This window comes from Williamsia muralis NBRC 105860 (genome assembly GCF_001598915.1).
Taxonomy (GTDB): domain Bacteria; phylum Actinomycetota; class Actinomycetes; order Mycobacteriales; family Mycobacteriaceae; genus Williamsia; species Williamsia muralis.
The window spans coordinates 1,155,781-1,168,552 of sequence record NZ_BDAP01000001.1 but is presented as its reverse complement, the minus strand read 5'-3'; the positions used below and the strand labels follow the sequence as shown (position 1 = coordinate 1,168,552).

The window sequence follows — 12,772 nt, the reverse complement described above, 5'->3', positions numbered from 1 at the left end:
TGTCCCGCCCAGACGGCCTGTGTGGGCGATGATGAATCGGTGATCGCGCAATCCCCTGCTGACGGAACAGGACCCCGGTGGTGGGTCAGAGACGTGGTCGTGGCCGGGGTGGTCGCGGTTTTCGTCAGTGTCGCCACGATGATCGGCCAGAAGATCATCGACGACGTGCGCGCCGACCGTGACCACGAGATCTCGGACCGCCAAAGTCAGCGTGCCGAGCGCCTCGAGAATCTCCGCTTCATCCGCGGTCGCTCCAATGCCGACCCCTCTGTGGAACGGCCGTTCTACGGACTGGATCTCGCCGGATTGAGCCTGAGCGGACTGGACTTACCCGGCGCGAACTTCAGCGAGGCCGACCTGCACGGATGTGATCTGCTCTCGACCAATCTGCAGGGGGCCAATCTCTCCTACGCGAAGCTCGCCGACACCATCTTGCTGGGCGTCGATCTCCGTGATGCCAACCTCGTCGGCGCGGAGTTCACCGACGTCACCATCGACAACGAGGTTGCCGCCAACCCGGCGCCCGGGCAGGCAGGCGGGCTGACCAGCTTTGACGGTGCAGCACTTCAAGCGGTCGACTTCAGCGGGGCCGTACTGTGGGATGTCAGCTTTGCCGGCCACGACCTCAGCCGTGCCAAGTTCACCGGCGCAACACTTTTCGGGGTGGACTTCAGCGGCGCCAACCTCACCGATGTCGACTTCGACGAGGTGAAGTACAACGACGCCACCGTGTGGCCCGAAGGTTTCACCCCGCCACCGAGCACCGACTGACTCATTCGTGGTGGATACGGCCGGCGGTCTGCGACAGCGGCCGGCCCGCTCCGCCCCAGCGGCGGGCGATGATCTCGGCGGCGATCGAGACCGCCGTCTCTTCCGGGGTGCGGGCTCCCAGATCGAGCCCGATGGGGCTGGCGAGCCGACTCAGTTCGTCGTCGGTGAGTCCGGCAGCCCGCAAGCGCTCGACCCGGTCGTCGTGGGTGCGGCGCGACCCCATGGCACCGATGTACCCGACATCCGGTATCCGCAAGGCGACCTCGAGTAGCGGCACATCGAACTTCGGGTCGTGGGTGAGAACGCAGATGACACTGCGTGCATCGAGTGCATCGGCCTCCACCTGCGCGGCGAGATACCGATGCGGCCATTCGACGATCACCTCGTCAGCGGTAGGAAAGCGTGCTGACGTCGCGAACACCGGCCGCGCGTCGCAGACGGTGACGCGATAGCCGAGAAACGAACCCTGCTCCGCGACAGCCGCCGCGAAGTCGATGGCACCGAACACCAGCATCCTCGGCCGCGGCGCGTGGCTGGAGACGAACACCGACATACCTTCGCCGCGGCGCTGGCCGTCGGGGCCGTAGGTGAGGACCTCACTGCGTCCGGCAGCAAGCAGTCCGCGCGCGTCGTCGACGACAGCGCTGTCCATCCGATCCGATCCCAGTGTGCCGCTGACCTTCTCCGGCGCGATGACCAGCCGGCGGCCCACCTCGTCGATGTCGGAGTGGTCGATCACGGTCGCGACGGCCACGGGTCGATGGTGCTCGATGTGGTCGGCGACGTCGCCGAGTTCGGGAAACGTGTGCTGTGAGATGGCTTCGGCAAAGATGTCGATCACGCCGCCGCACGTCAGGCCGACCGCAAACGCGTCGTCGTCGGAGATCCCGTAGCGCTGCAGCACAGGAATGCCGGTGCGCGTCGAGTCGATTGCGAGTTCGTAGACGGCGCCTTCCACACATCCACCCGATACCGAACCGCTCACCGTTCCGTCCGATGCGACCACCATCGAGGCGCCTGGCGGTCGCGGGGCCGAACGGAAGGTCCGCACAACGGTTCCCACACCGGCGGTCCCGCCCGAACGCCAGATTTTCATCAGATCAGTCAGCACATCCTGCATGTTCACCTTCATCAGCACCGAGGTCGTGGACAATTCCACAGATCAGGTCGATGTGTTCTCTCGTGCCACGCCCAGCGCCATGACCGCGGTGTCGTCTTCCAGACCGGTTCCGAAGCTCGCAAGCAGTTCACGCAGATCATCGACGATCTGTTCGGCGGAGGTCGGGGCGTGTGCTGCCGCGAATTCGATCAGCGCACCGTCATCGTCGTATCGCTCTGTGCCAGGCCCGATTCGGGCCTCGGTCAGCCCGTCCGTGTAGAGAACGAGGGTGTCGCCGGCCGACAGATGCACCCGCTTGGAGACGAATTTGGGGTCACGGAGGATGCCGACGAACTGGCCCCCCGCGGTGCTGATGTACTCCGCCTCCCCGTCCGCGGAGAGTAACAGCGCCGGAGGATGTCCACCGCTGGCGAGGTGGACGTCGAACCCGTCGTCGCGACGGGTCAGAACACCGAAAACAACTGTGCAGAAACGTGGTTCATCACCGTGGTAGTTCGAGTGCAGTACCGCGTCGAGGTTGTGCAGCACGGCAACGGGGTCATCGTCGAACACCGCGGCCGACCGCAACGTGTACCGGGTCAACGATGTGACCGCCGCCGCGGTCGCCCCCTTGCCGCACACATCTCCGAGGAAGAATCCCCACTTGTGGTCGGGCAGGGCGAACAGGTCGTAGAAGTCGCCGCCGACATCGTCGGTGGACGCGGGGTGGTAGTAGGCCGCCGCATCCATGCCGGCGGGCGGGGTGAGCGATGGTGGCAGAAGCGAACGTTGCAGGGTCGAGGCGAGTACCTGCACACGGGCCCGTTCGTGCTCTGCCATACGCCGTTCTTCGAGCAGCTGTTTCTCGTACGTCCTGCGGTCGCGGGCATCCTGCAGGGTGATGCGTACCAGCACCACCGACCCCGAGGCGTCGGTCTTGACGTTGGCGGTGACGAAGACGGGAAGTCGTTCACCTTGCGCCGCAACAAGGTCGACAGTGATCCCGCTGAGCTCGCCTTCGAGCTGCAGCAAGGGCGCGAAGTGGGTTTCGTAGTGGATTCGACCGCCCGCGGTGAGCAGATCGGTGAACGGCTCATCCAGCAACGCGTCCCGCTCGAATCCGAGCCACGAAGCGAGCGTGGCGTTGATCCGAGCGATGCGGCCGTCGGGCCATGTCGACAGGTAACCACAGGGCGCGTTCTCGTACAGATCTTCGAGGTTCTCTTCGAGGATGTCCGCGTGCTCGATGGAACGGTCGCCTGGTTGCCGGAGTTCGCGTGGATCCCGCTGCATCAGCGGTGGCCGGCAAACGCGGTGATTGCCTCCGTGGTGGCCTCTGGCGCACTGAGTTGAGGACAATGTCCGCTCGCGTCGAGTGTCACCAGTTCACTCCCGTCGATGCGTTCGTGAACATACGCGCCGACGTGGCGCGGGGCCAGCGAATCCCTGGCGCACTCGATGACGAGGGTTGGGATGGTCACCCGCGCGAGGTCCTCACGGTTGTCGGACAGGAAGGTGGTGCGCGCGAACACAAGCGCCTTGGCCGGATCGGTGCGGCAGAAGCTCTCGGTCAGCTCGCCGCCGAGCTGGGGCCGATCGGGATTGCCCATGATGTTCGGGGCCATGGTCTGCGACCACCCCAGGTAGTTGGCCTCCAACGACTCGAGTAGTTCATCGATGTCGGCCCGCGTGAAACCGCCCCGGTAGCCGTCGGAGTCGTCGTCCACATACCGCGGCGAAGGAGTGAGCAGCACGAGTTTGGCGAACCTGCTCGGATCGGCCGCGACGGCGAGGACACCGATCATCGAAGCGACCGAGTGGCCGACGAACACGACGTCGTGCAGGTCGAGACCCTCGACCAGGGCGAGGACGTCCTCGGCGTAGGCATCGAGTGTGGAATAGCGCTCGGCGTCCCACGCCGAGGGGTCCGAGGCCCCGGCCCCGACATGGTCGAAGAGCACAACGCGGTAGTCCGCGATCAGTCGTTCGGTGACCAACCGCCACAGATTCTGGTCACATCCGAAACCGTGGGCCAACACGATCGTCGGGCCACCGTCCCGCCCGACGATCTTCACATTGTTCTTGGCACGCACATCCACGTCCCACATCTTCTCATCCGGCACACCGATCGTGGTGTCGCAAGTGCCGAAAACGTGCCGCCCACACCTGCGCGCCGGTCGTGTCGCCGACGTCGAGACCCGACGCCGACGACACCGACGCGACTCGGAGACGAGCTGGACGCGACTAAGCGGTCTCGGTGGAGTCCGCTGCCGCGGACGCCTGCGCAAGCGCCTTCTGACGTCGTGCCACCACATACCCCGCTCCGGCGCCCGCAGCCGCCAAGGCGCCGATGGCCACTCGGCTGGTGTTGAGGCGATGCCCGAGAGCGGCGTCGACGGAGTACTTGCCGGGTCCGGTCAGAGCCAGCGCTGCGGCGGCAAGGCCCAGCGTGGCCGGGTATTCGTAGCCGCCTGCGGTGGCGAAGAAGCCGGCCGGTTTGTGCACCGAGGCCGCGCCGATCATCGCGCCGACAGCACCGGCGGCGGCCACCGGGGTGGCAGCGCCGATTGCGATGAGCGCTCCCCCGGCTTCAGAGATACCCGCGACGGCGGCAGAGGGCTTGGCCGGCTTGAACCCCATCCCGTCGAACGCACCGGCCGTGGCGTCGAGGCCGTGACCGCCGAACCAGCCGAAGAGTTTCTGGGTGCCATGGGCGAACAAGGTGCCGCCCACGCCGACTCGCAGTGCCAACAGACCGATGTCCAAGGTGGACCGTTTTTGTGCAGATGCCATGGTTTTGTCTCCTAACGACACCGAAACGATACTCCGGTCCGTTTAGGGCGAGGCGCGACCACCCCCTGCCATCCGGGGGCGCCGGCGTCAGGCGATCTGAGCGTCGAGCGTCACCTTCACCGACACCTGGCCGCGATCGTTACGCCGACTGACTGCGTGTCCGGTTCGTTCTGCGCCGTGAAGCGTCACCGTCACAGGCCCGCCCTCGCCGGAGAAGTTCCGCCACCAGTTCTTCTTGTCGGGGAGCGCAACGCCGATGAGCAGCTCGTCACCCCGCTGCTTGTAGCTCACCGGCAGACTGAAGGTCTTTCCCGATTTGCGGCCCGTGTAGGTGAGCATCAGCATCGATCCGCCGGCGACTTTGTCGACCCCGGGCGCCTTCATCGCCGCGACGACAACTTTGTTGACCGCACCGGCGACCTTCTGAAATGTGTTCACGTCCGTACCTCTTCTCGATCGGTCATGGTGTCCGATCTCACCGTAATCACCCTGACCCGCGACGGCCCTGATTCACCACTGCCTCGATTGGGACCGCGATGCGCAGGTGATGCACAGTCGGGCTGCGGGGAGGGCTTCGAGCCGGGCTTCGCCGATCTCGTTCCCGCACTGTTCGCAGATGCCGTAGGTTCCGAGTCCGAGCCGCGCCATCGCGGCATCGATCTCCGTCAGCCGCGCCTTCGAGCGGGCCACCTGCGCAACCAGTTGTCCCCGTTCGAAGGCGAGGGTGGAACCTTCCGGATCGTGTTCGTCGTCGGAACTCGCGTCGGCGCCCGCCTCCACCACCGACCGCAGCCGTGCCGACATGGTCTCGATCAGCGCCAGCGTCGCCGCCCGTTCGTCGACCAGGGCCTTGCGATCGAGGTCGTGATTCATGCTGCGATGGTACGGATCTCCACTGACATCGGGTGGATATTGCCCGGTCGCGACGAGCACCCACACAAACGTCCGGCCCCGCACCGTCGGTACAGGGCCGGACGTTTCGCCGGGCGAACTCTACTTCTTGAGCAACGACGCCAGGTGGGTCGCCGACTTGAGACCCAGACGTGGCTCGGCCCTGCGGATTTCAGCGATCGCCTCGACCTGCTTGTCCGCCGGGATCCCAGCGGTGTTCAGCACACCCTGCGCCCATGTGGTCGCGCGAGCGATCGCTTGTGGGTCGTCGGCGCCTTGATGTTCGCCGAAGATCGCGACAATCTCTTCTCGGGGGTTGCGATGGTCACCGACGATCAAGTCCTTGAACGACATCGTGTTTCTCCTTTCGGTTCCCCGACATGCGATTTGCACGCCAGAACTACAACGGGTGCTCGGAGGTCAGTAGCCCCGCGCGGCACGACGCTGCGCGAGGGCTTCCAGGCGAGCACCTGACTGGCGGCGGGTCATCACCCGCAACGCCCGCGGCGCCAGGACAAGCCCCAGCACCGCCCACGCCACGGGAACCCCGATCGCCAGCACCACCTGTCCGACACCGTCGAACGTGGTACCGGGGACCAGCGTCACCCGTGACAACAATCCCAGCCAGTAGACCGGGAAGAACTTGATGGGAACCGTCAGCCAATCCGGGAGGTCCCCGATGGAGAAGAAGATGCCCGACACCGACATCAGGGCGTACGCCACCAACGAGATCGGGAAGATCGCGAGCGGCGACTTCACCAGGCTGCCGGCGACCGCACCGATGGGCACGGTCGCGAACAACGTCAACGCCGCGACACCAGCCAACGCGACCCATCCCGCGAACGTCCCGGGCAGGATCGGGGCGACGAAGATGTGGGCCGGGATGAGAATCAATAACGCTGTCACCACACCGGTCACCAACAGACTCAACGTCTTTCCGATCAGATGTCCGGCGAGCCCGTAGGGCAGCGTCCGGACCCTGAGCATGGTTCCGTCGTCCTGTTCGGAGACCAGCTCCCCGCAGATCCCGACGAATCCACCGACGAACAGCGACGCGGCAGCGATCCCGGCGAGCATCCCGACGGCACCTTGTCCACCCAGGACATCGCTGACGTCCACGTTGGTGAAGATCAGGACCAGGGCGATCGGAACGATCAGGTGCCCCAGCGCGCTCGGCCGGGTGAACCGGATGACCAATTCCACCTTGGCCTGCAACGCCCCGAACTTCACCACACCGAGACTGCCGGCGCCGGCTCGCGAAGCGATTGTTGTCATGGTCGGACCTCCTCAGCCGTGTTGTTCTCGCGCACGATCGACAGGTACACCTGCTCGAGGGTGCCGCGCTGAACCTCCAGATTCCAGGCACGCTCGGGGCCCGTGACCAGCTCGCGCACCAGCGAATCGGAGTCCGCGACCACACGACGCCGTGGACCCTGCTCTGACATCCACGACACGGTGCTGGTCGAGGCCAGCGTGGCGCGCAGTTCGGTCGGACTCCCGTCGGCCACCACCCGACCGTGATTCAGGATGATGATGCGCTCGCACATCTCTTCGGCTTCGTACAGATTGTGTGTGGCCCAGATGATCGTCGTCGAGTGCGCCAGACTTCGGACGAGTTCGTAGAACGATTGCCGGATCTCCGGATCGAAACCTGTTGTCGGCTCGTCGAGAAAGAGTAGTTCCGGCCGGCTGATCAGTGCGGCCGCAACGTCCACCCGACGGCGTTGACCTCCCGAGAGGGATCGAATCTGCTGATTCGCGCGGTCGCCCAGTTCGACTGCTTCGAGCAACTCGTCGACCGGCCAGAGGTTCGCCACACCCGCTGCCCGATGGGCCGCACTGATGTACCGCAGGAAGTCACCGATCTTCCACGTCCCGTGGTCCCGCCACGCCTGCAGCACCACGCCGAGGCGCGACCGCCACTGCTCGGGCGCATCGTCGGGGCGGTGACCCAGCACTGATACGTTGCCCCCGGACGGCTTTCGCAGACCCTCGAGGATCTCGATCAGCGTGCTCTTGCCGGCACCGTTGGGGCCCAGTACGGCGACCTTCTGGCCGGAAGGGATCTCGAATCCCACGTCTTTCAGCACATCGGTTGTGCCATAACGCATGGTGAGTCCGTCTACGCGAACGCTCGTCGATCCGGTTCGACTCGAATCGAGGACGTTCATGGACGTCTGGCTTGTCATGATCGTGTCCCATCGTCGGGTTCGGTGTTGTCGCGCATGTGTTGTCGTCGGGTCAACCACGTCACAAACGGGGCAAGGCCCGCAAGGTGGTCCGTACGGCCGGTGGTCCGCACGAAGTCGAACATGTGGAGTGCGATGCGAGCAGCCACCACATCGTCGAGGTGTCGTCGATCGACCTCTCGACCGGATTCAGCCGAGTAGCCGTCGAGCAGGGCCTGCGCTGCTCGTCCGAACGGCGGCGAGTGCGCGGCACCGAGAGACTTACCCGAGTTCGCGGCGGTGTATTCGAACTCGGTCAGTTCACCGATCATCCAGCCCAGATCGAGTTCAGGAGGCCCACTGCACATCTCCGGCCCGATCGCGACCTGCACGGTCTTGTGATCGTCGTCGGTGAACACCGACCCCAGGCTGAAACCGCCGTGGCAGGTCAGGTGCGGCCCATCGGTGATCGTCCGGGCGATCGACCGGAGCGCGCCCAGCGTCTCCCCTTGTAGCGCTGCGTGCACTGCCGACACAACCATCGGGGAATCGGTGGCCGACAGGTAGGAACGCAGTCGTCGCACGTGGGGACCACCGACATCCCCGGGCGGAGGCGGACCGCCGCCGTGCAGGCGAGCCACGAGTCGCCCGAGGTCGGCCATACTCTGCAAACCGTTGTCGGTCAGGAACGTCGGGCTCACCACAGGCCACAGCTGGTTGGCGAGTTGGTCGCCGACTGCCAGGTCGAACCGGAACTCGCTGTCATCCACCCGTACCCCGCGAACGAACGCGGCTCGTCCGACAGACGGGGCTACGGTCTGGCCCCATTGGTGCTCGGCCTCACACTGTTGCCGATAGCGGCGGGTCAGCGCGAACGACGAGCCGGTGTGCATGAGCCGCTGGTACCAGGCCGCGGTGTCGAACTCCCAGACCGTGGTGGCAGTGTTCAATTCAGCAGTGTTCAATCCGGCACTGTCCGTCCCTGTGCCGTTCATTCCGAGCTCTCCAGCTGGGATTGATCGGCCAGTGCGGACGACAACGCCTGCGCCGCAATCGGAAACAGCACCGGCGGCAGGCCTTCCAGATCCGGATCGCTCACGCTGAAGCCCTTCATCGGCGCCAGCAACTCGACGTTGGGACGGTCCTCCAGGGCTTGGCGGTGCCGATGCCATACCGGTGTCTGGGTGAAACCCGGTGGCGCCGAGGCGGCCACCACCACCGGGGCGGTACTGCCCTGAATGGCCAGCATCGCCGGCGAATCACAGAGTCCGGCAGAGAGTCTGGACACAAAGTTCATGGTGGCCGGGTGAACGAGATACCCCTGCGCCCACTGTGTGAGATCCACGTGAATCGGCCGGTGCTCGTTGTCCTGCCAGCTGTCGATCACCGGTTCGTACCCAAACCCTCGGATGGTGCCCAGCCCGACGAACTGCAGGGAGGCAGGGGTGAGGACCACTCGGACCTGCGTGGACGGGGATGTCGAGCGCAACCATCCCAACCACGAGTGCAGGAAGGCCGAGCCGAGCGCTCCCGTAGCCATCACCACGATCCGGCGTTCGGCGAGCCCGTCGATGCGGTACGACTGTGGGTCCGCGCCATCCATCAGGCAACCACCCCGGCGGATCGGGCAGACATCCGCGGGATCGCGTGCTCGGGGATCGTCAGGCGCGCAGATGATTTGGCGTGGAGCGCGGCCAGGATCTCCTCGAGATCCTCGACAGCCTGGCCGGCTCCATGGAGTTTGACGACACCGAAGACATTCAGGACAACCTCGTGCACGCCACGCCCGTGCAGGTCGGCGACCGAGTCGACGAGTTCGTCAGCAGACCCGTACAGGTAGGTCCCGGACGAGACCAGTTCACCGGCGCCCGCCCACGGATCGGATTGATCGACGGCGACACCGCCCTGTCGGAGCATGTCGGTGTAGTGCGGCGCGCTCAGATGAGCTCCGACCGCGGCATGCGCGAGCTTCTGCGGATCTCGTCCCGGACGGCGAATGGCCATGTGGACCACAGCGGCGACGCGGGGTGCGGGTCGGTCGTGTTGTGCTGCGCTCTCGCACATCTCGGGGATCAGGACATCCTCGAGGTACCCGGCTGGGGTGAGCCAGGTGATCGCCCATTCCGCGGCCCGCCCGGCACACCGGGCCATGCTCGGACGAAGAACCCCTAACCCGGTTTCGACCGAGCCGAACATCTTGTCGACTCGCTCCGGGCCGTCGGCCGGACCCGTCTGCAGAGGTCCGGGAATGATCTCTTTCACCTGATCGAGGAACTTCCGCGCCGAACTGACCGGCGCCTTCATCGGCGCGCCATAGAGGCTCTGCTGCAACTGCGCACTTCCGGGACCGATCCCGGCCACGTAGGTCTGGCCGGTCAGCCGCCCCACCGATTGGGATTGGACAGCAAATCCGTGAGGCTGGAACAGGGGATAAAGCGCTACGGCACTGCCGAATTGGAGCGGATATCCCCGGCCGGCCAGCGCAGCCATCGTGAGATGGGAATCGACTGTCGACGAGTGACCGAACCACAGACGATGGCCACCTCTGCGGGCCGCCTCCGCGTACGGCACCACCGGACCGATGGCAACAGGCATCTCCGGATACATGATTCCGATGTTCGAGTTCACAATTCAACCCACTTTCCATTGGAGCGGTCAGGTGAGAGCACCACAGCACCGAACCCGTCTGGCTCGTACATGGTTTCGACCGTGCGGGTCAGTGTGTCGACGCCGGCGCGAGCGAGCAGATCCTCTGGCGACCCGGTGGTGTCCAGCGCCGAATCCAGAGAACCCTCGTATATCGCCGCGCGTTCGTCCACCGCCGACTGCAAGGAATCACGGTCGACGATGGTGCGACCGATCAGATAGCGCGCCGCGTCCACCATGCTGGGCCGCGTGAGCTTTCGATGCGCGAACTGGTCGAGAGCGGTCCGGATGGCGTCGTCGCAGGCATCTTCATCGCCCGGCGTGGTCTGTACATCCACGACCAGCAGATGCCGTCCGTCGCGCTGCAACAACGTGGATTGAGGGCTGTAGCTCAAACCGCGCTGGCCCCGAACACAGTCGACGAGGTGTGAGCCGTACACGCCCCCGAAGGCCACATTCACCAGGCTCCGCGCGAGTCGCTCGCCGGGGTCTGTCGGTGGGTCGATGAACCGATACCACCGCACCCACGATGACCTGACCGGGACCTGGGCCCAGCGCCGTGTCGTCACGTCCGGCCGCCGAGGTGTTCGGCGCGCGGTTTCCCGCTTCGGCTTCACGCCGTTCTCCACTGCGGTGTTGACCACGTCGCAGATTCGGTCACGGGCTGAGCGGAGCGCGGATTCGCAGTCGCCACCCCCGACAACCACGTCGAAGGACAGCGTGGTCAGGATGGACGTCAGTTCACCTTCGGTGGGGTCGGTCTCGTCGTCGGCGTCGAAGGTCAGGGCGGTGATCAGTTCGGCCGGCGAGGTCGGCGGAGATGCGGGTGCGATCATGTTGTCTGCAAACGTCTCTCGCCAGCTATGGAGTCTGGCCACCAGCTCATCGACAGCGCGGGGATCCGATCGCCACGTCGCGGTGACAAAGATCCCTTCGGAGCCGGCGTGGGCGCGAGCCGAAACGATGCCGGCCCGCTGGAGCCCCTCGGTGAGGGTATGCGCCAGACGCGACCGCGCACCCCATCGCACCGCCGGTGTTGTCACGAGCGAGAGGTACATCAGGTCGGTGTTACCCCGCACCAATACGTCCTCGGTCAGCAGGCTCGTCATGATCGACCCACCCCTGTCGGCGCTGCCGAACTCAGTGTCCCGGCCGCACACGCGCGCGCATGCCCGAGGTACTGATCGATCTCTTCAGGTGTTGTCTGGGCGACAGCGCAGCGGCGTGCCCACGTCGGTATGCCGAATGCGCTGTCTCGAGCCAGCATCGCGGCGTGGGTCGCCGTGCTCGACAGTTCCTTGTCGATGTTGTCCAGCGCGCGCTGCTGTGCGTGCACAAAGAGTTCGGAGCGTCGATCCGAGGGCGTATCGGTCCACTGAGGAACCGCGATGTCGGCGCCGTGAGGCCGACTTCCGATGAGAACACGGTGGTCCGGCCCCATCGTTGCGCCGAACAGTCCTGCTTGCCAGTGTGTTCCGGGCGAAACGGCGTTGGCCCATTCGACCGCGATCATGGAGTGCGCTTGTGCTGATTCCAGGGCGGCCCCGTGTGCGTCGGGTACGTATCGAATCGACGAGTACATGGGAATCTGGGTCGCAACGGAACTCTGCCGGTGGTGCGGGCCATCGATCAGGTCGCCGAAAGCCGCGGTGTAGGCGTCTGTCGCGGCTGTTTCCGGTTCACTCTCTTCACAACCGAGGAGATCCAGCATCAGGTCGGGACTCCACGGCCCGGCAACACCCACGGCCACCGGTGCTGGCGAGTACGTGCGATGCAGGAAACGCTCGATTGCCTCCGGCGTGGCCGCTTCGATGTCGGCAAGATCCGAGAATCCGTTGTGGCGCAGCCCGAAGTCGGTCGACAACACGCCCAGTGCGTCGATCCAGGGAAATCCCGCCGTCGGCGAGGTCGACATACGGCGTGCCACCTCCTGCCGGATGATTCGGCCCTCGCATTCGATGTCGACCGACGTGATGCGCGGTGGTGCAACCCGTGCGATCGCCCGGTCGATCCAGTCCGGTATCTCGGCTTCGGCGGGCGCCGGGATGACAAAGCTGTATTCGGTGTGAAACGGGTAAGTCTGCGCGTTCGAGATGCCGCCGACACGGACTATCTGGTCTTCGACTCTCTCTCCCCATTGATCTCGAGCGTACTGATGCATCAGATGCTCGCTCAGATGGGCGAAGCCGGCCTCTCCGGGCCGCTCGTGGGCGGTCCCCACCGGGATCACCACACTCAGTCCCATCGTGCGCGCGGACTGCACCCGGCTCGCAGTGATGTGGCACCGACCCCGACGCCGGCAAGTCATCGTGAACTCGCCATGCCTCGGCATGGTCTGAACTCCACTGCTGTTCAACGCTTCTGCCCGTCCCTTCGCAATGCTCTACCGGACTGTGTTCGGCGC

General features: G+C 65.3%; 15 protein-coding genes. 1 reads left to right on the top strand and 14 read right to left on the bottom strand.

The genetic code is table 11. The features are described 5' to 3' along the window. The first annotated feature begins 39 nt into the window (after positions 1 to 39). Positions 40 to 771 (top strand): pentapeptide repeat-containing protein, encoded by a 732-nt coding sequence (locus WIMU1_RS05685; protein ID WP_147431420.1) that lies wholly within the window; start codon positions 40 to 42, stop codon positions 769 to 771. A 1-nt stretch (position 772) separates the two neighbouring features. On the opposite strand, the gene WIMU1_RS05680 is transcribed toward WIMU1_RS05685, so the two are convergent. The 14 genes from WIMU1_RS05680 to WIMU1_RS05615 form a co-directional block, all read right to left on the bottom strand. Then, positions 773 to 1,891 carry an XdhC family protein gene (locus WIMU1_RS05680; protein WP_169805136.1) on the bottom strand — a complete coding sequence of 373 codons (1,119 nt, stop codon included), beginning with the start codon at positions 1,889 to 1,891 and terminating at the stop codon, positions 773 to 775. A 42-nt stretch (positions 1,892 to 1,933) separates the two neighbouring features. After that, entirely contained in the window at positions 1,934 to 3,163 is a 1,230-nt protein-coding gene (locus WIMU1_RS05675) for a PP2C family protein-serine/threonine phosphatase (protein WP_062795446.1), read from the bottom strand. Continuing rightward, positions 3,163 to 3,978 carry an alpha/beta fold hydrolase gene (locus tag WIMU1_RS05670; protein WP_371850284.1) on the bottom strand — a complete coding sequence of 272 codons (816 nt, stop codon included), beginning with the start codon at positions 3,976 to 3,978 and terminating at the stop codon, positions 3,163 to 3,165. The genes WIMU1_RS05675 and WIMU1_RS05670 overlap by 1 nt, the downstream gene beginning before the upstream one ends. 136 nt (positions 3,979 to 4,114) lie before the next feature. Then, entirely contained in the window at positions 4,115 to 4,663 is a 549-nt protein-coding gene (locus tag WIMU1_RS05665; protein WP_062795445.1) for a DoxX family protein, read from the bottom strand. Positions 4,664 to 4,750: 87 nt separating this feature from the next. Then, positions 4,751 to 5,101 (bottom strand): nitroreductase/quinone reductase family protein, encoded by a 351-nt coding sequence (locus tag WIMU1_RS05660; protein WP_023955387.1) that lies wholly within the window; start codon positions 5,099 to 5,101, stop codon positions 4,751 to 4,753. A 72-nt stretch (positions 5,102 to 5,173) separates the two neighbouring features. Further along, complete coding sequence (locus WIMU1_RS05655) at positions 5,174 to 5,536, bottom strand: TraR/DksA family transcriptional regulator (RefSeq protein WP_023955389.1); 363 nt, start codon at positions 5,534 to 5,536, stop codon at positions 5,174 to 5,176. Positions 5,537 to 5,656: 120 nt separating this feature from the next. Further along, entirely contained in the window at positions 5,657 to 5,908 is a 252-nt protein-coding gene (locus WIMU1_RS05650; RefSeq protein ID WP_062795444.1) for a hypothetical protein, read from the bottom strand. Between the two features lie 66 nt (positions 5,909 to 5,974). Then, positions 5,975 to 6,829 (bottom strand): ABC transporter permease, encoded by an 855-nt coding sequence (locus WIMU1_RS05645; protein WP_051721453.1) that lies wholly within the window; start codon positions 6,827 to 6,829, stop codon positions 5,975 to 5,977. Next, the gene (locus tag WIMU1_RS05640) at positions 6,826 to 7,743 is read right to left on the bottom strand and encodes an ABC transporter ATP-binding protein (protein WP_207779707.1); all 918 of its coding nucleotides are present in this window, start codon (positions 7,741 to 7,743) and stop codon (positions 6,826 to 6,828) included. Before WIMU1_RS05640 ends, WIMU1_RS05645 begins: the two co-directional genes overlap by 4 nt. Beyond that, positions 7,740 to 8,717 carry a phosphotransferase family protein gene (locus WIMU1_RS05635; RefSeq protein WP_062795442.1) on the bottom strand — a complete coding sequence of 326 codons (978 nt, stop codon included), beginning with the start codon at positions 8,715 to 8,717 and terminating at the stop codon, positions 7,740 to 7,742. Before WIMU1_RS05635 ends, WIMU1_RS05640 begins: the two co-directional genes overlap by 4 nt. Beyond that, positions 8,714 to 9,325: a flavoprotein gene (locus WIMU1_RS05630; RefSeq protein WP_062795441.1), complete on the bottom strand. Its 612-nt coding sequence runs from the start codon at positions 9,323 to 9,325 to the stop codon at positions 8,714 to 8,716. The genes WIMU1_RS05635 and WIMU1_RS05630 overlap by 4 nt, the downstream gene beginning before the upstream one ends. Continuing rightward, on the bottom strand, positions 9,325 to 10,350 hold the full coding sequence (locus tag WIMU1_RS05625; protein WP_062795440.1) for an LLM class flavin-dependent oxidoreductase: 1,026 nt from the start codon (positions 10,348 to 10,350) through the stop codon (positions 9,325 to 9,327). Before WIMU1_RS05625 ends, WIMU1_RS05630 begins: the two co-directional genes overlap by 1 nt. After that, on the bottom strand, positions 10,347 to 11,477 hold the full coding sequence (locus tag WIMU1_RS05620) for an insulinase family protein (RefSeq protein WP_062795439.1): 1,131 nt from the start codon (positions 11,475 to 11,477) through the stop codon (positions 10,347 to 10,349). Before WIMU1_RS05620 ends, WIMU1_RS05625 begins: the two co-directional genes overlap by 4 nt. Next, a complete protein-coding gene (locus tag WIMU1_RS05615) occupies positions 11,474 to 12,631 on the bottom strand; it encodes an insulinase family protein (RefSeq protein ID WP_062795438.1) in 1,158 nt (385 codons plus the stop codon). Before WIMU1_RS05615 ends, WIMU1_RS05620 begins: the two co-directional genes overlap by 4 nt. Between the last annotated feature and the right edge of the window lie 141 nt (positions 12,632 to 12,772).

What these genes read in the sequence shown, in the direction of transcription:
- WIMU1_RS05680 (WP_169805136.1), bottom strand. Translation starts at nt 1,891, where the DNA reads ATGCAGGATGTGCTGACTGATCTGATGAAAATCTGGCGTTCGGGCGGG.
- WIMU1_RS05675 (WP_062795446.1), bottom strand. Translation starts at nt 3,163, where the DNA reads ATGCAGCGGGATCCACGCGAACTCCGGCAACCAGGCGACCGTTCCATC.
- WIMU1_RS05670 (WP_371850284.1), bottom strand. Translation starts at nt 3,978, where the DNA reads ATGTGGGACGTGGATGTGCGTGCCAAGAACAATGTGAAGATCGTCGGG.
- WIMU1_RS05665 (WP_062795445.1), bottom strand. Translation starts at nt 4,663, where the DNA reads ATGGCATCTGCACAAAAACGGTCCACCTTGGACATCGGTCTGTTGGCA.
- WIMU1_RS05655 (WP_023955389.1), bottom strand. Translation starts at nt 5,536, where the DNA reads ATGAATCACGACCTCGATCGCAAGGCCCTGGTCGACGAACGGGCGGCG.
- WIMU1_RS05650 (WP_062795444.1), bottom strand. Translation starts at nt 5,908, where the DNA reads ATGTCGTTCAAGGACTTGATCGTCGGTGACCATCGCAACCCCCGAGAA.
- WIMU1_RS05645 (WP_051721453.1), bottom strand. Translation starts at nt 6,829, where the DNA reads ATGACAACAATCGCTTCGCGAGCCGGCGCCGGCAGTCTCGGTGTGGTG.
- WIMU1_RS05640 (WP_207779707.1), bottom strand. Translation starts at nt 7,743, where the DNA reads ATGACAAGCCAGACGTCCATGAACGTCCTCGATTCGAGTCGAACCGGA.
- WIMU1_RS05635 (WP_062795442.1), bottom strand. Translation starts at nt 8,717, where the DNA reads ATGAACGGCACAGGGACGGACAGTGCCGGATTGAACACTGCTGAATTG.
- WIMU1_RS05630 (WP_062795441.1), bottom strand. Translation starts at nt 9,325, where the DNA reads ATGGATGGCGCGGACCCACAGTCGTACCGCATCGACGGGCTCGCCGAA.
- WIMU1_RS05620 (WP_062795439.1), bottom strand. Translation starts at nt 11,477, where the DNA reads ATGACGAGCCTGCTGACCGAGGACGTATTGGTGCGGGGTAACACCGAC.